Origin of the sequence: Paenibacillus sp. 37, from assembly GCF_008386395.1 — a bacterium.
In the GTDB taxonomy this organism is placed as follows: Bacteria; Bacillota; Bacilli; order Paenibacillales; family Paenibacillaceae; genus Paenibacillus; species Paenibacillus amylolyticus_B.
Genome location: NZ_CP043761.1, coordinates 3,649,115 through 3,664,048, shown reverse-complemented (window position 1 = coordinate 3,664,048; position 14,934 = coordinate 3,649,115). Strand labels below are relative to the sequence as shown.

11 protein-coding genes are annotated in these 14,934 nt (G+C 43.8%); 4 read left to right on the top strand and 7 right to left on the bottom strand.

Annotation, left to right across the window (positions count from 1 at the left end; all coding sequences use genetic code 11):
• Positions 1–77: 77 nt before the first annotated feature.
• The 6 genes from F0220_RS15735 to F0220_RS15710 all read right to left on the bottom strand — a co-directional run bounded on the left by F0220_RS15735 (position 78) and on the right by F0220_RS15710 (position 9,285).
• Complete coding sequence (locus tag F0220_RS15735; RefSeq protein WP_105598826.1) at positions 78–1,664, bottom strand: extracellular solute-binding protein; 1,587 nt, start codon at positions 1,662–1,664, stop codon at positions 78–80.
• A 65-nt stretch (positions 1,665–1,729) separates the two neighbouring features.
• Positions 1,730–2,599: a carbohydrate ABC transporter permease gene (locus F0220_RS15730; protein ID WP_091018884.1), complete on the bottom strand. Its 870-nt coding sequence runs from the start codon at positions 2,597–2,599 to the stop codon at positions 1,730–1,732.
• 13 nt (positions 2,600–2,612) lie between these two features.
• The gene (locus tag F0220_RS15725; protein ID WP_091018885.1) at positions 2,613–3,560 is read right to left on the bottom strand and encodes an ABC transporter permease; all 948 of its coding nucleotides are present in this window, start codon (positions 3,558–3,560) and stop codon (positions 2,613–2,615) included.
• Between the two features lie 246 nt (positions 3,561–3,806).
• Positions 3,807–4,562, bottom strand: a complete 756-nt coding sequence (locus F0220_RS15720) for a class I SAM-dependent methyltransferase (protein ID WP_105598825.1) — start codon at positions 4,560–4,562, stop codon at positions 3,807–3,809.
• A 17-nt stretch (positions 4,563–4,579) separates the two neighbouring features.
• Positions 4,580–6,868: a preprotein translocase subunit SecA gene (locus tag F0220_RS15715; protein ID WP_105598824.1), complete on the bottom strand. Its 2,289-nt coding sequence runs from the start codon at positions 6,866–6,868 to the stop codon at positions 4,580–4,582.
• Positions 6,869–6,987: 119 nt separating this feature from the next.
• Complete coding sequence (locus tag F0220_RS15710; RefSeq protein WP_149846681.1) at positions 6,988–9,285, bottom strand: copper amine oxidase N-terminal domain-containing protein; 2,298 nt, start codon at positions 9,283–9,285, stop codon at positions 6,988–6,990.
• A 232-nt stretch (positions 9,286–9,517) separates the two neighbouring features.
• Between F0220_RS15710 and F0220_RS15705 the strand changes: the two genes are divergently transcribed.
• From F0220_RS15705 to F0220_RS15695, 3 genes are read left to right on the top strand one after another with little or no spacing between them, the layout of a single operon-like run.
• Positions 9,518–10,981, top strand: a complete 1,464-nt coding sequence (locus tag F0220_RS15705) for a spore germination protein (protein ID WP_105598822.1) — start codon at positions 9,518–9,520, stop codon at positions 10,979–10,981.
• Positions 10,974–12,062: a GerAB/ArcD/ProY family transporter gene (locus tag F0220_RS15700; protein ID WP_149846680.1), complete on the top strand. Its 1,089-nt coding sequence runs from the start codon at positions 10,974–10,976 to the stop codon at positions 12,060–12,062. Before F0220_RS15705 ends, F0220_RS15700 begins: the two co-directional genes overlap by 8 nt.
• A complete protein-coding gene (locus tag F0220_RS15695) occupies positions 12,059–13,180 on the top strand; it encodes a Ger(x)C family spore germination protein (RefSeq protein WP_105598820.1) in 1,122 nt (373 codons plus the stop codon). Before F0220_RS15700 ends, F0220_RS15695 begins: the two co-directional genes overlap by 4 nt.
• 105 nt (positions 13,181–13,285) lie before the next feature.
• Here F0220_RS15695 and F0220_RS15690 read toward each other — a convergent pair whose 3' ends face one another.
• Complete coding sequence (locus F0220_RS15690; protein WP_105598819.1) at positions 13,286–13,768, bottom strand: GyrI-like domain-containing protein; 483 nt, start codon at positions 13,766–13,768, stop codon at positions 13,286–13,288.
• A gap of 105 nt (positions 13,769–13,873) precedes the next feature.
• Here F0220_RS15690 and F0220_RS15685 point away from each other — a divergent pair, with 105 nt between their 5' ends.
• A complete protein-coding gene (locus F0220_RS15685; RefSeq protein ID WP_105598818.1) occupies positions 13,874–14,848 on the top strand; it encodes a helix-turn-helix transcriptional regulator in 975 nt (324 codons plus the stop codon).
• The last annotated feature ends 86 nt before the right edge of the window (positions 14,849–14,934 follow it).

The window sequence follows — 14,934 nt, the reverse complement described above, 5'->3', positions numbered from 1 at the left end:
AGTTCCGTTTTAAACTAAGAATAGCACATGCTAATAAAGAGAGGGGCTACGAATAGCCACTCTCTCTTTGTTTATTTTTACTTGATAAGGCCCGCTTCTTTAAATTGCTGGATTGCTGTTTCCTTATATTTCTGCATGTCAAACTTGGTATCCAACGTTTGGAGGAAATTGTCCCAGTTGGAAAGAGGTTCTTTGCCCGTCATAAATTTAACCAAGCTTTCATTAATGAAACGTTGGCGGTCAGCATCCAAAGTGTCGCTCGGGTCTGGGGTCAATAAATTACCTGGCAACGTTGGCCCCACATATTGCTGATTGTTCTTGAAGGCTTCCGCCGTCTTCGGATTCTGGAAGCTGAAGTACTCCGCATCATCACCACGCCGCGGCATTCTATAATGATCGACCCACAGGTACTTCTCTTTCATTTCTTTCGATAACTCGGAGGTTTTATTTTTGATTTTGCCGTCTACGACATCCCAATGAATCCCTTTGATTCCGTATGCAAAATTCGGATAGGCTTCTTCATCCGTAAAGAGATAATTCAGCATGGACAAGATCCGAATGATTTTGTCCTCGTCCGCTTTTGCGGAAATGGCCCATGAATTGCCTTGGAACGATTTTCTCTCAACAATCTGATCGCCGTAAGGACCTTTCATTGGTGGAATAACGATCCATTCCGGCACCTCTCCACTAATTTCTTTCATTTTCTGTTGATAATCCGGTTCCAGCCTGCGGGCATCTCTGATCATGAAGCCAACTTTACCCTTAAACATCTTTTGGTCCAACAGATCAGGTGAATTCATCGTCACCCAGTCCGGGTCTACGACTTTGGCTGCCATCATTTTATTAATGTAAGCAAGTGCCTCTTTCATTTTGGGATCGATAAACAGAAATACCGGTTCATTATCTTTTATCTCAACGGCTGAAGGAGGATTGACGCCAAACATCCACATCAAGCTATCAAAGCCGTAGGTTTGCAGATTGCCTTCTTTATTCATACCGCCGATGAATCCGTACGTATCGTTTTTACCATTCCCGTCCGGATCTTTCTCTGTAAAGGCTTTCATAACTTCGAACAACTCATCAGGTGTCGTGGGCACTTCCATATTCAACTTTTTCAGCCAATCGTTGCGTATGAAGAAGCTTCGACTGATACCGTTTACATTATCATAGCCTGGAACTCCAATGGTTTTTCCTTGATAGGACATCGCCTCCCAGGAGTCAGTGCCAAACCGTTTCTGTAGTTCAGGGAATTGGTCCATATACGGTGTCAAATCCGCAAGAACACCTTGGTCGTAATATTGCGCGAGATCAGCACGGCTCTTCAAGAAGATCAAGTCTGGAATATCCCCGCCTGCAATGAGTGTATTCAGTTTGGTTGTTGCTTGACCCGCTTGAGGAATCATCATCTCCAAGTCGATGTTCATCTCTTCTTCCAACATTTGGCGTTGAATATCTTCATCACGTGGAGGTACGGGAGCAGCAGCATTGAACGTACCTTGGTTAAACATGGAGATTTTCATTTTGGTTGCAAACTGGCCAGACTGACCTTGCGAATTACTCGAGGTTGTCGATGTAACTTCTTCATTTCCCCCACATCCTGACAAAAGCGTTCCAAATCCTAAGATTGCCGACAGAATAGCAAATGAAATCTTTTTACGTTGCATATTGACCTCTCCTTTGCTTGTATATTATCACGGTTTCCCCGTAATAAGTTAGGTTGGAACGCCTTTTATCCTTTAACGGAACCCAGGAGTACACCTTTGGTAAAATGCTTTTGCAAAAATGGATAAACGATCAATATCGGGACTGTAGTTACAACAACTGTAGCCATCTGCACAGCGAACGTACTGACAGCTCCGGAATTGGCGAGTGAATCAGCGCTTTGCGTTGCCACGTTAAGTAGGATATTACGCAAAATCACTTGAAGTGGCATGTAGTTGGAATCATTGATATAAACAATGGCATCGAAATAACTGTTCCAATGCCCGACTGCGTAAAACAAGGAAATGGTTGAAAGCACGGGTAACGACAGAGGTAAAATGATCCGCCATAACGTCTGAAGCTCACTGGCACCGTCTACCCTTGCTGATTCCTCGATTTCACCAGGCAATTGCTCAAAAAAGCCTTTAATGATCACCAGATTAAATGCACTAATGAGATTTGGAATGATCAATACCCACGGACTATTTAACAATCCCAGAGAGCGGATTAGTAAATATGTCGGAATTAACCCCCCGCTGAACATCATGGTAAACACAATGAAGAGTAAAAACGGACTTCTTCCGGGTAAATATTTTTTGGATAACGGGTAGGCCGCGATCACCGTAAAAAACACATTTAACGCAGTCCCTACAATCGTTCGAAACAACGTAATTTTATACGCCTGCCAGATCCCGTGAGAAACGAATACTTCTTTATAGGCCAAAAAGGTAAAGGATTCGGGTATAATCACAATTCCTCTTCTTAATACTTCCGACTCTGGCGTTACGGAGACAGCAACCACATATAGGAAGGGCAGCACACAAAGTAGGGATAACAAAATAAGCATCACATAAACGACGGTTTGCCAGACTTTTTCACCAATTGTCATATGGATCATTCTAAAGACCACCTCACCAAATTTGCCCATCGAATTTTTTGGCGAGCTTATTCGCTGCCAACACCAAAGCAAATCCGATGACAGCTTTAAACAATCCTACAGCAGTAGCCAGGCCAATCTTGAGACGCTCCAACCCTTCACGGTATACCCATGTGTCGATAATGTCGATCTTCTCCTGATTAAAGGTATTGGCAAACATGAATATTTGGTCAAAACCCGCATCCAGGATATGGCTTAATTTTAGAATCAGCATCAGAATAATGACTCCTCGAATACCAGGTAACGTGATATGCCATAGTTGTCTCCATTTGGAAGCGCCATCCATTCGAGCTGCTTCATATAAGCTTGGATCTATTCCTGCCAAGGCGGCAAGGTACAATATTGCCCCCCATCCAATATCCTTCCATACTTCAGATAAGATGATCAGCAATCTGCCCCAGGCAGGTTCCGTTAGAAACGAGATGGGTTCAAAACCAAAATCCTTCATAATCATGTTAAAGAGACCATCGCCTGGGGCTAGTAATGCCACCATAATTCCATACACAATGACCCATGACAGAAAATGAGGTAAATAAGTGATGGTCTGTACGATTTTCTTAAACCATTGGCTATACACTTCATTGAGGAGTAAAGCAAGTACGATGGGCGCGGAGAATCCGAACAATAGCTTATACAGCGATATGATGATCGTATTTTTCATGATGTCCCAGAAATAAACGCCGTTCATAAAATCCGTAAAATTTTTGAATCCCACCCAGGGGCTATCCCATAGTCCCAAAGCCAGGTTGTAGTTTTTAAAAGCAATCATGATTCCCGCCATGGGAATGTATTTGAATACGGCAAAATAAATTAAGGCTGGTAATAAGAGAGCATACATCACTTTGTGCTTTTGTATTGTCCTTATCCATGACTTTCGCTTTGTGGAGATGGGAACGGCGTCCGCTGCCAATTTTGCTTGCATTTCATCACCTCGTCTTTGTTTGTATTTGTATAATAGCACCCGCCTATCGGATAAATTTCTGAAATTTCAAGAATTTCTTATAAGATTTTAAGGAAGTGTACCAGGGTTCCTTTCAACACTTAAATCCAGGCAAGCTGGGCAATAATTTGTTCAAATAAAATACAAAAAAAGCCGCTAAAATAGCGACTTTCAAATGGCGTTATATTCTTATCCCTTATTGATATAACGGGGTATCATTTTGGTGATCTATACTTCTCCCCAAAAAATTTCAGTTTCATAGTCGAATGCAACAATACCCTCTTGATTATTTTTATCAAATAAATTCCGCAGTTCTGACATCATAGGATCGTAATTTGCATGCCCGGGTGCAGGGCTGTAGGAAGATGATAGCAACCGGCCTTTCAATCCCTCGAAATTGAACTTCTGACTCATTCTGAATCGCATTTCATGCATTGAACCTTCCTTGAAAAAAGAGAGCAGCATCGTTTGAGAAATATTTTTATGATTAACTTTATTGTAGTCGGTTCCATATGTATGGAGCAATTGATTGTACTCTTCACGAAACGGAGTACCGTGTGTAAGTCGTGAATTCCAGATGAGTATTACTCTCCCGCCTGGCCGTAGAATTCTGCGAAACTCGATTTGAGCTGCGGAGCGATCGAACCAGTGAAATGCCTGAGCGCAGACAATAAAATCAACCGACTGATCAGGTAATCCCGTAGATTCTGCAGAACCTGCTATACTCTGGAATTGCGGACTGCTTTTTAACGTTTGCTCGGCGGCTTCCCGCATGGCCTGATTTGGCTCGACCGCTATTACATAGCTTCCGCGTTCCAGAAGTAGCTTTGAGATGATCCCAGTACCTGAACCGATGTCTGCTATATTACTGTTCGCATCTAAACCAACTACGTCGTACAAATGGTTAATAGCCTCTTTTGGATAGCTCGGGCGGTATTTCAAATACGAATCGACCCGGCTCGTAAACCGTTCTTCACTGTTCATCGATCGTCACGCTCCCATCAATATTTTGACAACCTATATACCGGCCACAGTAACAGCTTCAAAATTTTACTGCCCCAAAAAGCAAATACCGTCGTTCCGGTCCATGAGCTGCGCTTATCTTGACTGTATTGATCGTTGATCATATAAGTCCGAGTCGAAATAGGACTCTTTAGACCGAACTGTTCCCATTTGGCCGGATCATTTGAACCTCCAAGTTTTCCAAGCATATTCGCCGACTCATGATCTATTTTAGCCGGAATTTTCTCAAATGCTTGGGTGATTTGCGTATGAAACTCATCGATCGGGTTGCGACTGGTAATACTCTCGAGATGGATGCTTTCGCGAATGTAAGATACGTATGCCAGATGGTCAGCCCAGAACTCATCCATATAAAAAAGCCGTACCCGCTGCTCCGATGGGCTCATTGGTCTCTCGCCTTTCAATATTCCGAGCCTTTCTTCGTATAGGATTCGCCTCTGATCCTCCACCATATCCGAATAACCGTTCAATTCCCGCTGAATATCGAAGTTTTGACCTATGATCACGCGCTGAATATGCTCGATTTTGCTGCGTAGCGCCGGATCATCAAGAGCCTCGTCCTGTCTGGTAGACCGAAACAGTCTATGAATGCCGAAGCGAAGCATCAACTCGTCTTCCAGGCTTATATAAAATACGGAAGCTCCCGGGTCACCTTGGCGGCCAGAACGCCCGCGCAGCTGGTTATCTATTCGCATGCTTTCATTCACATGTGTACCTATCACATATAATCCGCCTAGCTTGGCAACCACTTCTGCCTGAGCAGAATTACCACCGCCAAGACGAATGTCGACGCCGCGCCCTGCCATATTCGTAGATACCGTTACCGCGCCTATTTCTCCCGCTTTAGCGATGATTTCGGCTTCTCTCGCATCGTTTTTTGCATTCAGAACCTGGCAAGGTACGTCAGCAGCGGCAAGCGCCTCCGCCAGCATATCAGACTCCTCAACGCTTGACGTACCAATAAGAATGGGACGTCCCACCCTATGAACGGAAGAGATTTCTTGTACAAGTGCCTTATATTTGGCTTCCTTATGGGTGTATATTCGGTGCTTGTGGTCGATCCGTATGTTTGGCTGGTTCGGTGGAATTTGAACGACCTGCAACGCATAGATATCCTCGAATTCCAGTGCTGAAGCGTGCGCCGTAGCCGTCATTCCGCAGATTCCCGAATACAGGCTAATGAAATGTTGAATCGTGATCGTGCCGAGAATTCTCCCGCCGGCCTTCCACTGCAATCCTTCTTTCGCCACCAGCGCAGCTTGCAACCCGTCCGGCAAATACCTGTTCTCGGCCACACGGCCAGTATGTTCTTCGATTAGTTCAATTCCACCATCCCGGACGATGTAGTCGACGTCTTTTTTTAATAACGATTCCACATGCAATGCACAATTCAATGATGTTAACAAATGACTGTTATGGCTATCGTACAAATTGCTGCATCCCAGAAGCAGCTCCGCTTTCACAGCACCCGCATCATTCAAGTATACGTTCCGCTGGAACTCATCAAAATCGTAATGCTCTGCTGGCTGAAGCTGTCGGGCCACTTCTGCAAAAAGAACGCCATCACTCTTGGTTGTGCTCGAATCGCCACTAATGACTAGTGGCACCCGCGCTTCATCGAGTAGCAGCGAATCCGCTTCGTCTACGACGACGTAGTGGAAAGGACGGTGCACGGTATCAGCTTCATTTAATGCTATTGTGTCACGCAAATAATCGAACCCTGCTTCTTTAGCCGTAACATAGGTTATATCCTTGGCGTAAGCTTCCCTTTTCTCGAACAGGCTCATGCCCGCTTGAACCGAGCTTACGGTTAACCCGAGGAAGCGATAGATCGGGCCCATCCACGCTGCATCTCGATTTGCCAAGTAGTCGTTAAATGTGAGTATATGAACGCCTTCACCGGTCAACGCGTTGAGATAAGCAGGCATAACAGCAGAGAGTGTTTTTCCTTCACCGGTATGTTGCTCGATCAAAAATCTCTCGTGCAACGCAATCGCAGCCATAATTTGCACATCGTAAGGCTGTAATCCGAGCGTTCTCTTCGCAACCTCGCAGACTAGAGCATAAGCATCAACAAGTAGTTCATCCAAAGATGTGCCTGATCTTGCTTCTTCTTGCAGCCGAAGGGATTCCGCTTGCAGGCGCTGATCATCCCAAGTTTCCAAATTCCGTTTCCTTATAAGCTCCACTCTGTCTCGGTAATCTTTCAACAAACGCCGGGTATCGCGCTCTTTGAATTCACGTATCAACTTGACGACTACATTCATCGGAATTTGATTCCTCCTTAGTAGAAATAAGTTGTGAAAAGAAAAGACCCCATATGGAGTCTTTTCTTTCGCTGATTATAACGCGCCACTCAAACCATTCGTTATAAGAGACAACTACCTTACTTCTCCGATGGGAGCGGTGTAAAGAGCAGATTGACCGGCAGGTTGCTTCCTGGCGCGGCTGAGAACAGAATCGTTACGCTCTCTCCGATTGATCCGGTGCGGTAAAGAACGCTTTGTTCACTTGAATTGGCAACGGCAACGTTGCCTTCGGCAATCGATACCAACTGGTTGTTCACCAGCGCTACTCCGGAGTACTTCCCTCCACGAGGGTTAAAGGAGATAAGCGTACGCGGTGCAACATTGGTCAGCGTGATTTTGTACAATACGCCGAAATTACCCGCGTTGGATGCATCTGTGTAAGCCATCGGATCTGTTCCTACCAGATTGGGATCGCTTGAATTGTCACCAAGTGGCAGACGGGCCGGTTTGAGTCCCACGTGCTCATCGTACTTTATGATGCGAGTCGCGTTCGGGTACGTACCCCGGTTGTGCACGCCGTCACGATCAAGCACGGGAAGCAATGGCAAGGCTTCGAACGGATCTTTATTTTCTTCCACCAGGATAACGTTATAGTCCAAGGAATAATCACTATATGCATCCGAATAGAGAGAGATGACTTGTCCTTCTTTCATCGGCGTTTTATTAAGTTCTGTCAAAATCAATTTGCTTTCCCCAGGTTGAAGGTACTCTTTCTTTTGATCCACTCCAGTCTGAATTGACTTGAACCATTTATCAATAGACAATTTCCCGGCTACAGTAGCATACGGTGTAGGTCCCGCAAATCCCATATTTTGTTGTTCGAAAACTGCCGGATTCGGGTTGTTATTGGTTGCAATCACATACATTTTTACTCTTTTGCCTGTATTGTTGACGTGGTGAATCATGAAACGGGTCTGCCCCGAAGATGATTCTTTATATACGATGCCTTCCGTATTTACGGTTTCCGGACTGTTACTGCGGATTAGCAAACTGGGCTCATCCATGTACGTATAAGGCACTTTCTCCATCGTAGTCACTTCGCCGCCGTTAAAGGTAAACTTCTGTCCTACCGGCGTGAAGAGTAAATTGAAGTCGGTAAATGAATATAAGGTCTCATTGGTTATGGTAATGACTTTGGAGTACGTGTTCGTAGCGCCGTGATTGTCAGTAACCGTAATTGTCACCGTTTTGGGACCCGGTTCAAAGAAAGCAAGTGAATTGTTCTCCCATACGGCTTTGACAATATTATTTTCATCATCTGTGCTTTGGTCCGTGTATGTTATTTTTTCGCCCATTTTATATTCTTCTTTATCCGTGGCGAACATGGCTACAGGAGGAAGATTAGGACTCAATACTTCAATGGTAATTGAATACGGATCGCTCCATTGACCATTGGAATCCTGTACTTCATATGAAATCGTATATGTACCTGCTTGATCAAATGAATCCTGGCGACCAGTCCAGCGTTCGTCAACGATATCCAGTCCATTAGGTGAACTGGAAGAAGTCACGTAGTCCACTTGATCTCCTGCAAAGATTTCCTTTTGGGAAATGGTAAAGCTTGCAACAGGTTTTGTATTAAGATTCAACACAACCGTTTTAGCCGACTGATTCACTTTATAGGTGATGTTCAGAGCTTGAGTAATGGAAGTTAACGGCACCATGAATGTACTTTTTTGCTGATATGCAGGGCCTTTCATCGTTCTTGTCTCTCCATTGACGGTATAGTCCTTGCTGTTCGTCTTGAATCGGAGTTCATCCTCACCACTAATAATGATGGTTTCCTTGGTTTTGTTATCATATTTGACGCCGTATCCCACACGGTCAACCAGCGCACGGATGGCAACATAGGATACACCGTTTTTTACAGCCATTGGCTGGCCAGCAAGATACGTTTTTCCATCCTGCTCCATTTTGTTGCTATTCATGTACAACGTCAGATTCCCACCTGCTGCTACAGGAGACGTCCCATCAATGGATGGTTGCTCTATTTGAGCAGGTGTAGCTGGCGTTTCCCCCTCAGGGGCTTCCTCTTGAACTACAGGTTTCGTACCCGTTTCGTTTGTAGTGGTCTCTTCCCCATCCAATGCAGGTTTCTCGCTATCTGTTTTAGGTGTTGCCTCAGTACCGGTCGAGGTTTGAGTGTCCTTGGCTTCAGTGGGCGGAGTATTGATCGATTTGTTATTACTCTCCGTCTTCACTTCACGCTCTGCAATTGGCTGCTCTTGCTTTGACACCTCAACTGATTCTACATTGGCCGTGTTTACTGACGCGGTGTCACCTTGTGGTGCTGATTGCGCATTCACAGAACCAACTGCAAATGCTTGAAAAACGGCTAAAGCGGTAAAAATGGATAATTTCTTCTTCATATTCATGTGTTGTCTTTGGCTCCTTCTACTCTCTAGTAATTTATAACCCCTCAAAAAGTCATAATATTAGACGCTAGATTTAGGAAAAAGTTTCTAATTGAATTGTAAATTATGGATTTTAGTACAACTATTTTTTCAATGTTTGGTTATAAGTTCTTTGAATAAAAAGCAACTATTGAATAATAGTCTTGATTTTGCACAAGATAATCCATGTCGCATTTTATAAAGAGGTGGATCAATGACCCCAACCAATCAGGCATTCTCTGAATTAAAAATGAATATTTCTTATGTGGAACAGTCCCTCTACTGTACAGACGATTTGAAACAACAACAGCTTCTACTTAATGGTGTACAGAGTGTGCTTCTCTATATCGATTCACTTGTAGATCAGGAGATCATTCAAACACATGTCTTAACAGCACTGAATGGCCAAGCTCACTCTGAAATCTACCCATCGTTCACCACGTTAGAAAGTCGAAAAGATACGGATCTGCAACGTGGAATAGACTCACTTATTCAAGGGAAATGTCTTTACATAATCGATGGGCACCCGGAGTTTTACATTCTTTCTACCGAGAAAATGTATGTCCGAAGCACAACCGAACCGGAAAACGAAGGCGTTATTCGAGGGCCACACAATGGATTCGTTGAACAGCTTTCGGTTAATTTGAATCTGATCCGCAGACAAATTATCAGTCCATCCCTAATCGTTCGATATTTTAACGTTGGCGAGAAGACACATACCAAAATTGCAGTTGTATACCTTCAGGACTTAGCCAATCCGGAGTTGGTGAACGAAGTTAAAGAGCGAATCACATCCATATCTTCAGATATGGTGCTCGCACCAGGCTTTATTGAAGAGTTTGTGGAGGATAACCCTTTCTCTCTGTTTCCTCAGCAGCTCATTACAGAAAGACCTGACCGGGTTATTGCCAACTTGATGGAAGGACGCGTCGCCATACTTGCCGAAGGAAGTCCGTCAGCTCTTATTGCTCCAGTTACGTTTTTTGCTTTTTATCAAAGTCCGGATGATTATCATGGTCGTTGGATTGTCAGTTCCTTTTTACGGTTAATTCGCATGATGAGTTTTGTCATTGCTTTTACATTACCTGCTGTTTATATTGCAACCATCTCTTTTCACTCCGCCATTTTACCAATCGAGCTGGCACACACAATCAAGAAATCATTGCAGAACATCCCCTTTCCTGCACTTGTAGAGGCAATGTTGCTTGAACTGATCTTTGAAGTGTTAAGAGAAGCCGGGGTCCGACTTCCCAGCCGAGTGGGCCAGACCATCGGCATCGTTGGCGGTTTGGTTATCGGAGATGCTATCGTTCGTGCGGGGCTTGTATCCTATACAATGATTATTGTGGTTTCACTAACCGCTATCTCGTCGTTTTTGGTGCCTTCGCATGAGATGAGTTCGGCAGTACGTATTCTCCGCTTTCCAATGATGATTGGAGCGGCGCTTTTTGGATATATCGGCATCGCATTTGGTCTGGTGATTCTAACCAATCACCTCTGTAAGATGGAAAACTTCGGATCGCCTTATTTTGCTCCAGTGGCCCCATTCCGATTAGCTGACATGAAGGATGTATGGATTCGATTTCCCATCTGGGCGCTTCGCGAGCGTCCTCATGATGCCCGCCCGCAGCGGCTGAATCAGCAGAAGTTCTATAGGAGTGGGAAAAAACGTGAATAAGGAAACAACAATCACTCGGGGACAATTATTCTTGCTCATTTTGAAATTTGAAATTGGTGTAGATATTCTGTCCCTCCCTTACCGTATGAACCTTATCTCTAAAGGAGGTGGGTGGATCTCTGTTTTCCTTGGAGGGTTCCTGATCCAACTTGTCATACTGTTGTGCTGGCTTTTGATGCGAAGATTCCCGAGTTCGTCCATTTATCATATTGTAACGCTGATTACGGGTAAATGGATTGGCAAGTTGCTGATCATTGCCTACGTTGGATATTTCCTATTAATGGGCACTTCTGTTCTGGTGAACGCTTACGGTGTGATTAACCGTTGGATGCTGCAGGATACGCCTCGCTGGGCTATATTAGCCCTCTTCTTGTTCAGCAGTATCTATTTGGTTCGGCAAAAATTACGAATCATTGCCCGAGTACTGGTACTCATCTCCTTTTTGGTCTTGCCCATGATGGTATTGATCAGTTATGGACTCAAGGAAATCAATCTGTTATATCTTTTGCCTTTAACCGAGGCGGGATGGCCCAATATTATTAGTGGATCAACCGAAACATTAATGGCTATGTTCGGATTCGAGTTTTTTCTCGTTGTGTTTCCTATGGTTGAAGGTAGCAGCGGGGGCAAACTCAAGTCTGTTGCTTCAGCAAGTGCTGTAGTCGTAGTGTTGTATGCATTCACCGTGTTCATTTGTTCAACGGCGTTCAGCCCCCAGCAACTTGACTTAATGCCTGAACCGGTCATATATCTGCTCCGCTCTATCCCACTCGGAACAATGGATCGGGCCGATTTCCTGTTCCTCCCTATCTGGTTAATTTCCATTTTCGGGGCCATATGTGGCTATTACTATACGGCATCCTATGGTATAAGTTATCTCTTCAAACTAAAACACCATAAAAAAGCGGTGCCATATGTCGTTCTTGCTTCTTGCATAATTGCCTATCTGCCACAACAGAAGGAAAAACTTGAGTTAATTAGTACGATTGCCAACAGATCGGCATACTTTTTTCTCATGATCCTGCCTCTGCTCCTGTTGGTCCTATCTTATATAATGAAACGAAAAGAGAAGATGATATGAGTAAACGAGGAAAAATCCTTGTCCTCCTGTTCCTGCTCATGGTGATGACGGGATGCTGGGATCAGGATAGTTTAAAAGATGCAAGATTGGCTAATGCTTCGGCGTTTGACATCACCTCAGAGGGTGAAATTAAACAGACGCTTGAAATTGTCGATGATTCTGAGAGTCAACAAGGGAGCAGCGGTAATGAAGTCCACTCAGGCACCGGGAGATCCGTCCGTCAAAGTACAGATAGAATTCGGGCTAAAGTGACTGGTGATATCCGGTTTTTCAAATATGGGATGATCTTATACGGCAACAAACTCGCACAAAATGATATCTACCCCTACTTGGACGTCTTATATCGGGAACCCGATTACCCAACCTCACATGTGAAGATTGCGATTGTGGATGGCGATGCCGGAGATCTGTTACACCAAAAAAAAGTTGGCAGCATATTGATTGGTGATTTTATTACGAAAAAAATTAAGAGTCTGGAGGAATTATGTATTTTTCCGGAAATGACGTTAGAGACCCTTCTCCCTCCCATGCTGGATCCGGGACAGGATTTTACACTGCCTTATCTATATAAGGATGGAGAGGAAATTGATGCTCGGGGAATTGCCTTGTTTCATGGGCAAAGGTTCAGTGGCAGTCTTACTACCGAACAGGCTCCTCTATACATTATTATGAGTGGGAAATGGAATAAAGCAGCGCGTTTTGTCAAAAAGGTCCACCCAGGGCCTTCCAACAACCCGAGGAACTATGTCACTTATGAAGCAAATATCGCACAAATTAAGCGCAAACTTGCGGTAAAGGTGGCAAGTGATAGCCACATTGATGTAAACCTCCGTATCGAACTTCCAGTAACGATCGTTGAGTATGCAATGAATCATCTTCAGGAAAAAGACACAATTGAACGTCTGAACCGCAAGTTATCCGATGACATGACTCAGGACGCAGAACAAATTATCAAGACACTTCAGCAAAGCGGCTGTGATTCCTTCGGTATTGGCAGACATTTAATTGCCCATTACCCGGAATTGTGGAAAAGCCTGGACTGGAATAAACAATATGCCCAAGTCCGTTTTCACCCGGAAGTAAAGGTTACAATAGTCGGAAGTGGCGTTTTAAATTAATAACATGCTGTCGTGCAAGCTGTCGTGCAATTGGGAAAGCTCTCTTCCATTTGGAAGAGAGCTTTATCCTTCATATTCAACTCAAAAGTCTTCAGATCTCACGTCTTATCCATTCCTTACAACAGGAATCCACATTTCACCATATACCAAACCGTTTTTCTGTCCCATTTCAACCGTTGTATTCGGACCGCCAACATAGGCATAATCCTTTTCTGTGGGGAGGGCTTGACCAAAGGCAATGCCAGTAAGCATATTACTGAGTGCATCTGCCGTCTCTGCTTCACCCTTTACAACAAGGTATTCTCCCTTAGGAAATTGGATCACTCTTGTTGCTTCTGGCAGAGATTCTTCTGTCATGACCCCAGCATAATGCATCATCTTGTTATTGACTGCTTCGTTTACAGCGAAAATATAGTCATTAGTAGCTAGGGACTTTAATGTGTCTAGGCTTCCATCCTCTTTCACAGTGGACCAAAAATCCGCCTTCTCCTTGCTGATACCAGCATAGTCTGTGTAGTCGCTTTTAAGTTCTGTCCCAATACCTAAAACGATAAAGCTGTCTTTTTCTTCGAAATGATAATTACTCATGGTTTACACCGTCCTCTTTAAATTTTCAATTGATTTGTGTTTTCACTTGATAGGTTTATAATAACCTTAAATCATGTCAGAATATGATACTGTTTAGGGGGGCCAATGAAGAAAGTTGAACGCATAAATATCATCACGCGGTATATCAATAACCGTGCACACTTTACCATCTCTGAAATCATGCGAGAATTTAATATTTCTCGTTCAACAGCCATTCGAGATATCAGAGAAATTGAAGCCATGGGAATGCCACTTGTCGCTGAAGTTGGGCGGGACGGAGGTTATTTTGTCATGAACAACTCGCTCCTTCCCACGGTTCGGTTTACCGATAATGAAATCAAAGCGTTATTCATTGCCTTTATGGCGACAAGAAATCAACAGCTTCCTTATCTGAAGAGTCGTCAATCTTTGGCTGAAAAATTATTAGGCCTTATCTCAGAAAATCAGCAAGATGACCTTGTGCATTTGAATCAAATATTGCTTTTTGAAGGGACCAATCCCCATAATCCAGACTTGCTTGATCTGTCAGACCTGCCTCACCCTACTTTGGAAAAACTCATCCAAATTCTTCTTATAGAACGTTATTTGTTAGTTACTGTCCAAGAAGAGAAGAAAACAAAGTCCTATCCCATCGTTCTCTTGCACCTTCATCATCAAAAAGGCCATTGGATCATTGAAGGTTTTGACTTGGAGGAGGAAAAAAGACGAATCGTATCCGTTGACAACCTCATCCATGTCGAAGCATACCCGGCGAAAAAAAGACGGAGTACAAAAAAGATTGTAGAGCAACTAAAACGAAATACGCAGGAAGAAGTTTTCAACCTTGTCCTGGAACTTGGTCCAAAGGCAATTGCGCAATTCAAAAAATACCATCCTTTAAAATTTTCAATTGCCTATACAAATCCATACCAGACTACGGCCCAACTAAAGTCATTTATGAATGTTCATAACTCAGAAGAATTAACCGAAGTCACCAATTGGTTGCTTTTTCTAGGAGAAGATATCAAGGTGAAGGAGATTCCGAAAGAAGTCCTGAATGCTGTACAAGAGAGATTAAGCTTATATCAAATGAAGCAGTGAGCAGCCCCTCCTCCCCAGTCTCTCCATTTTCTTACAATGTCTTACCTGAATTCAGGCTGGCGTTCAGTAAGAAAAACCAAAAAAGC

Coding starts and splice junctions, on each gene's coding strand:
- F0220_RS15690 (WP_105598819.1), bottom strand. CDS start 13,768: ATGAGTAATTATCATTTCGAAGAAAAAGACAGCTTTATCGTTTTAGGT.
- F0220_RS15720 (WP_105598825.1), bottom strand. CDS start 4,562: ATGAACAGTGAAGAACGGTTTACGAGCCGGGTCGATTCGTATTTGAAA.
- F0220_RS15705 (WP_105598822.1), top strand. CDS start 9,518: ATGACCCCAACCAATCAGGCATTCTCTGAATTAAAAATGAATATTTCT.
- F0220_RS15715 (WP_105598824.1), bottom strand. CDS start 6,868: ATGAATGTAGTCGTCAAGTTGATACGTGAATTCAAAGAGCGCGATACC.
- F0220_RS15725 (WP_091018885.1), bottom strand. CDS start 3,560: ATGCAAGCAAAATTGGCAGCGGACGCCGTTCCCATCTCCACAAAGCGA.
- F0220_RS15695 (WP_105598820.1), top strand. CDS start 12,059: ATGAGTAAACGAGGAAAAATCCTTGTCCTCCTGTTCCTGCTCATGGTG.
- F0220_RS15730 (WP_091018884.1), bottom strand. CDS start 2,599: ATGATCCATATGACAATTGGTGAAAAAGTCTGGCAAACCGTCGTTTAT.
- F0220_RS15710 (WP_149846681.1), bottom strand. CDS start 9,285: ATGAATATGAAGAAGAAATTATCCATTTTTACCGCTTTAGCCGTTTTT.
- F0220_RS15735 (WP_105598826.1), bottom strand. CDS start 1,664: ATGCAACGTAAAAAGATTTCATTTGCTATTCTGTCGGCAATCTTAGGA.
- F0220_RS15685 (WP_105598818.1), top strand. CDS start 13,874: ATGAAGAAAGTTGAACGCATAAATATCATCACGCGGTATATCAATAAC.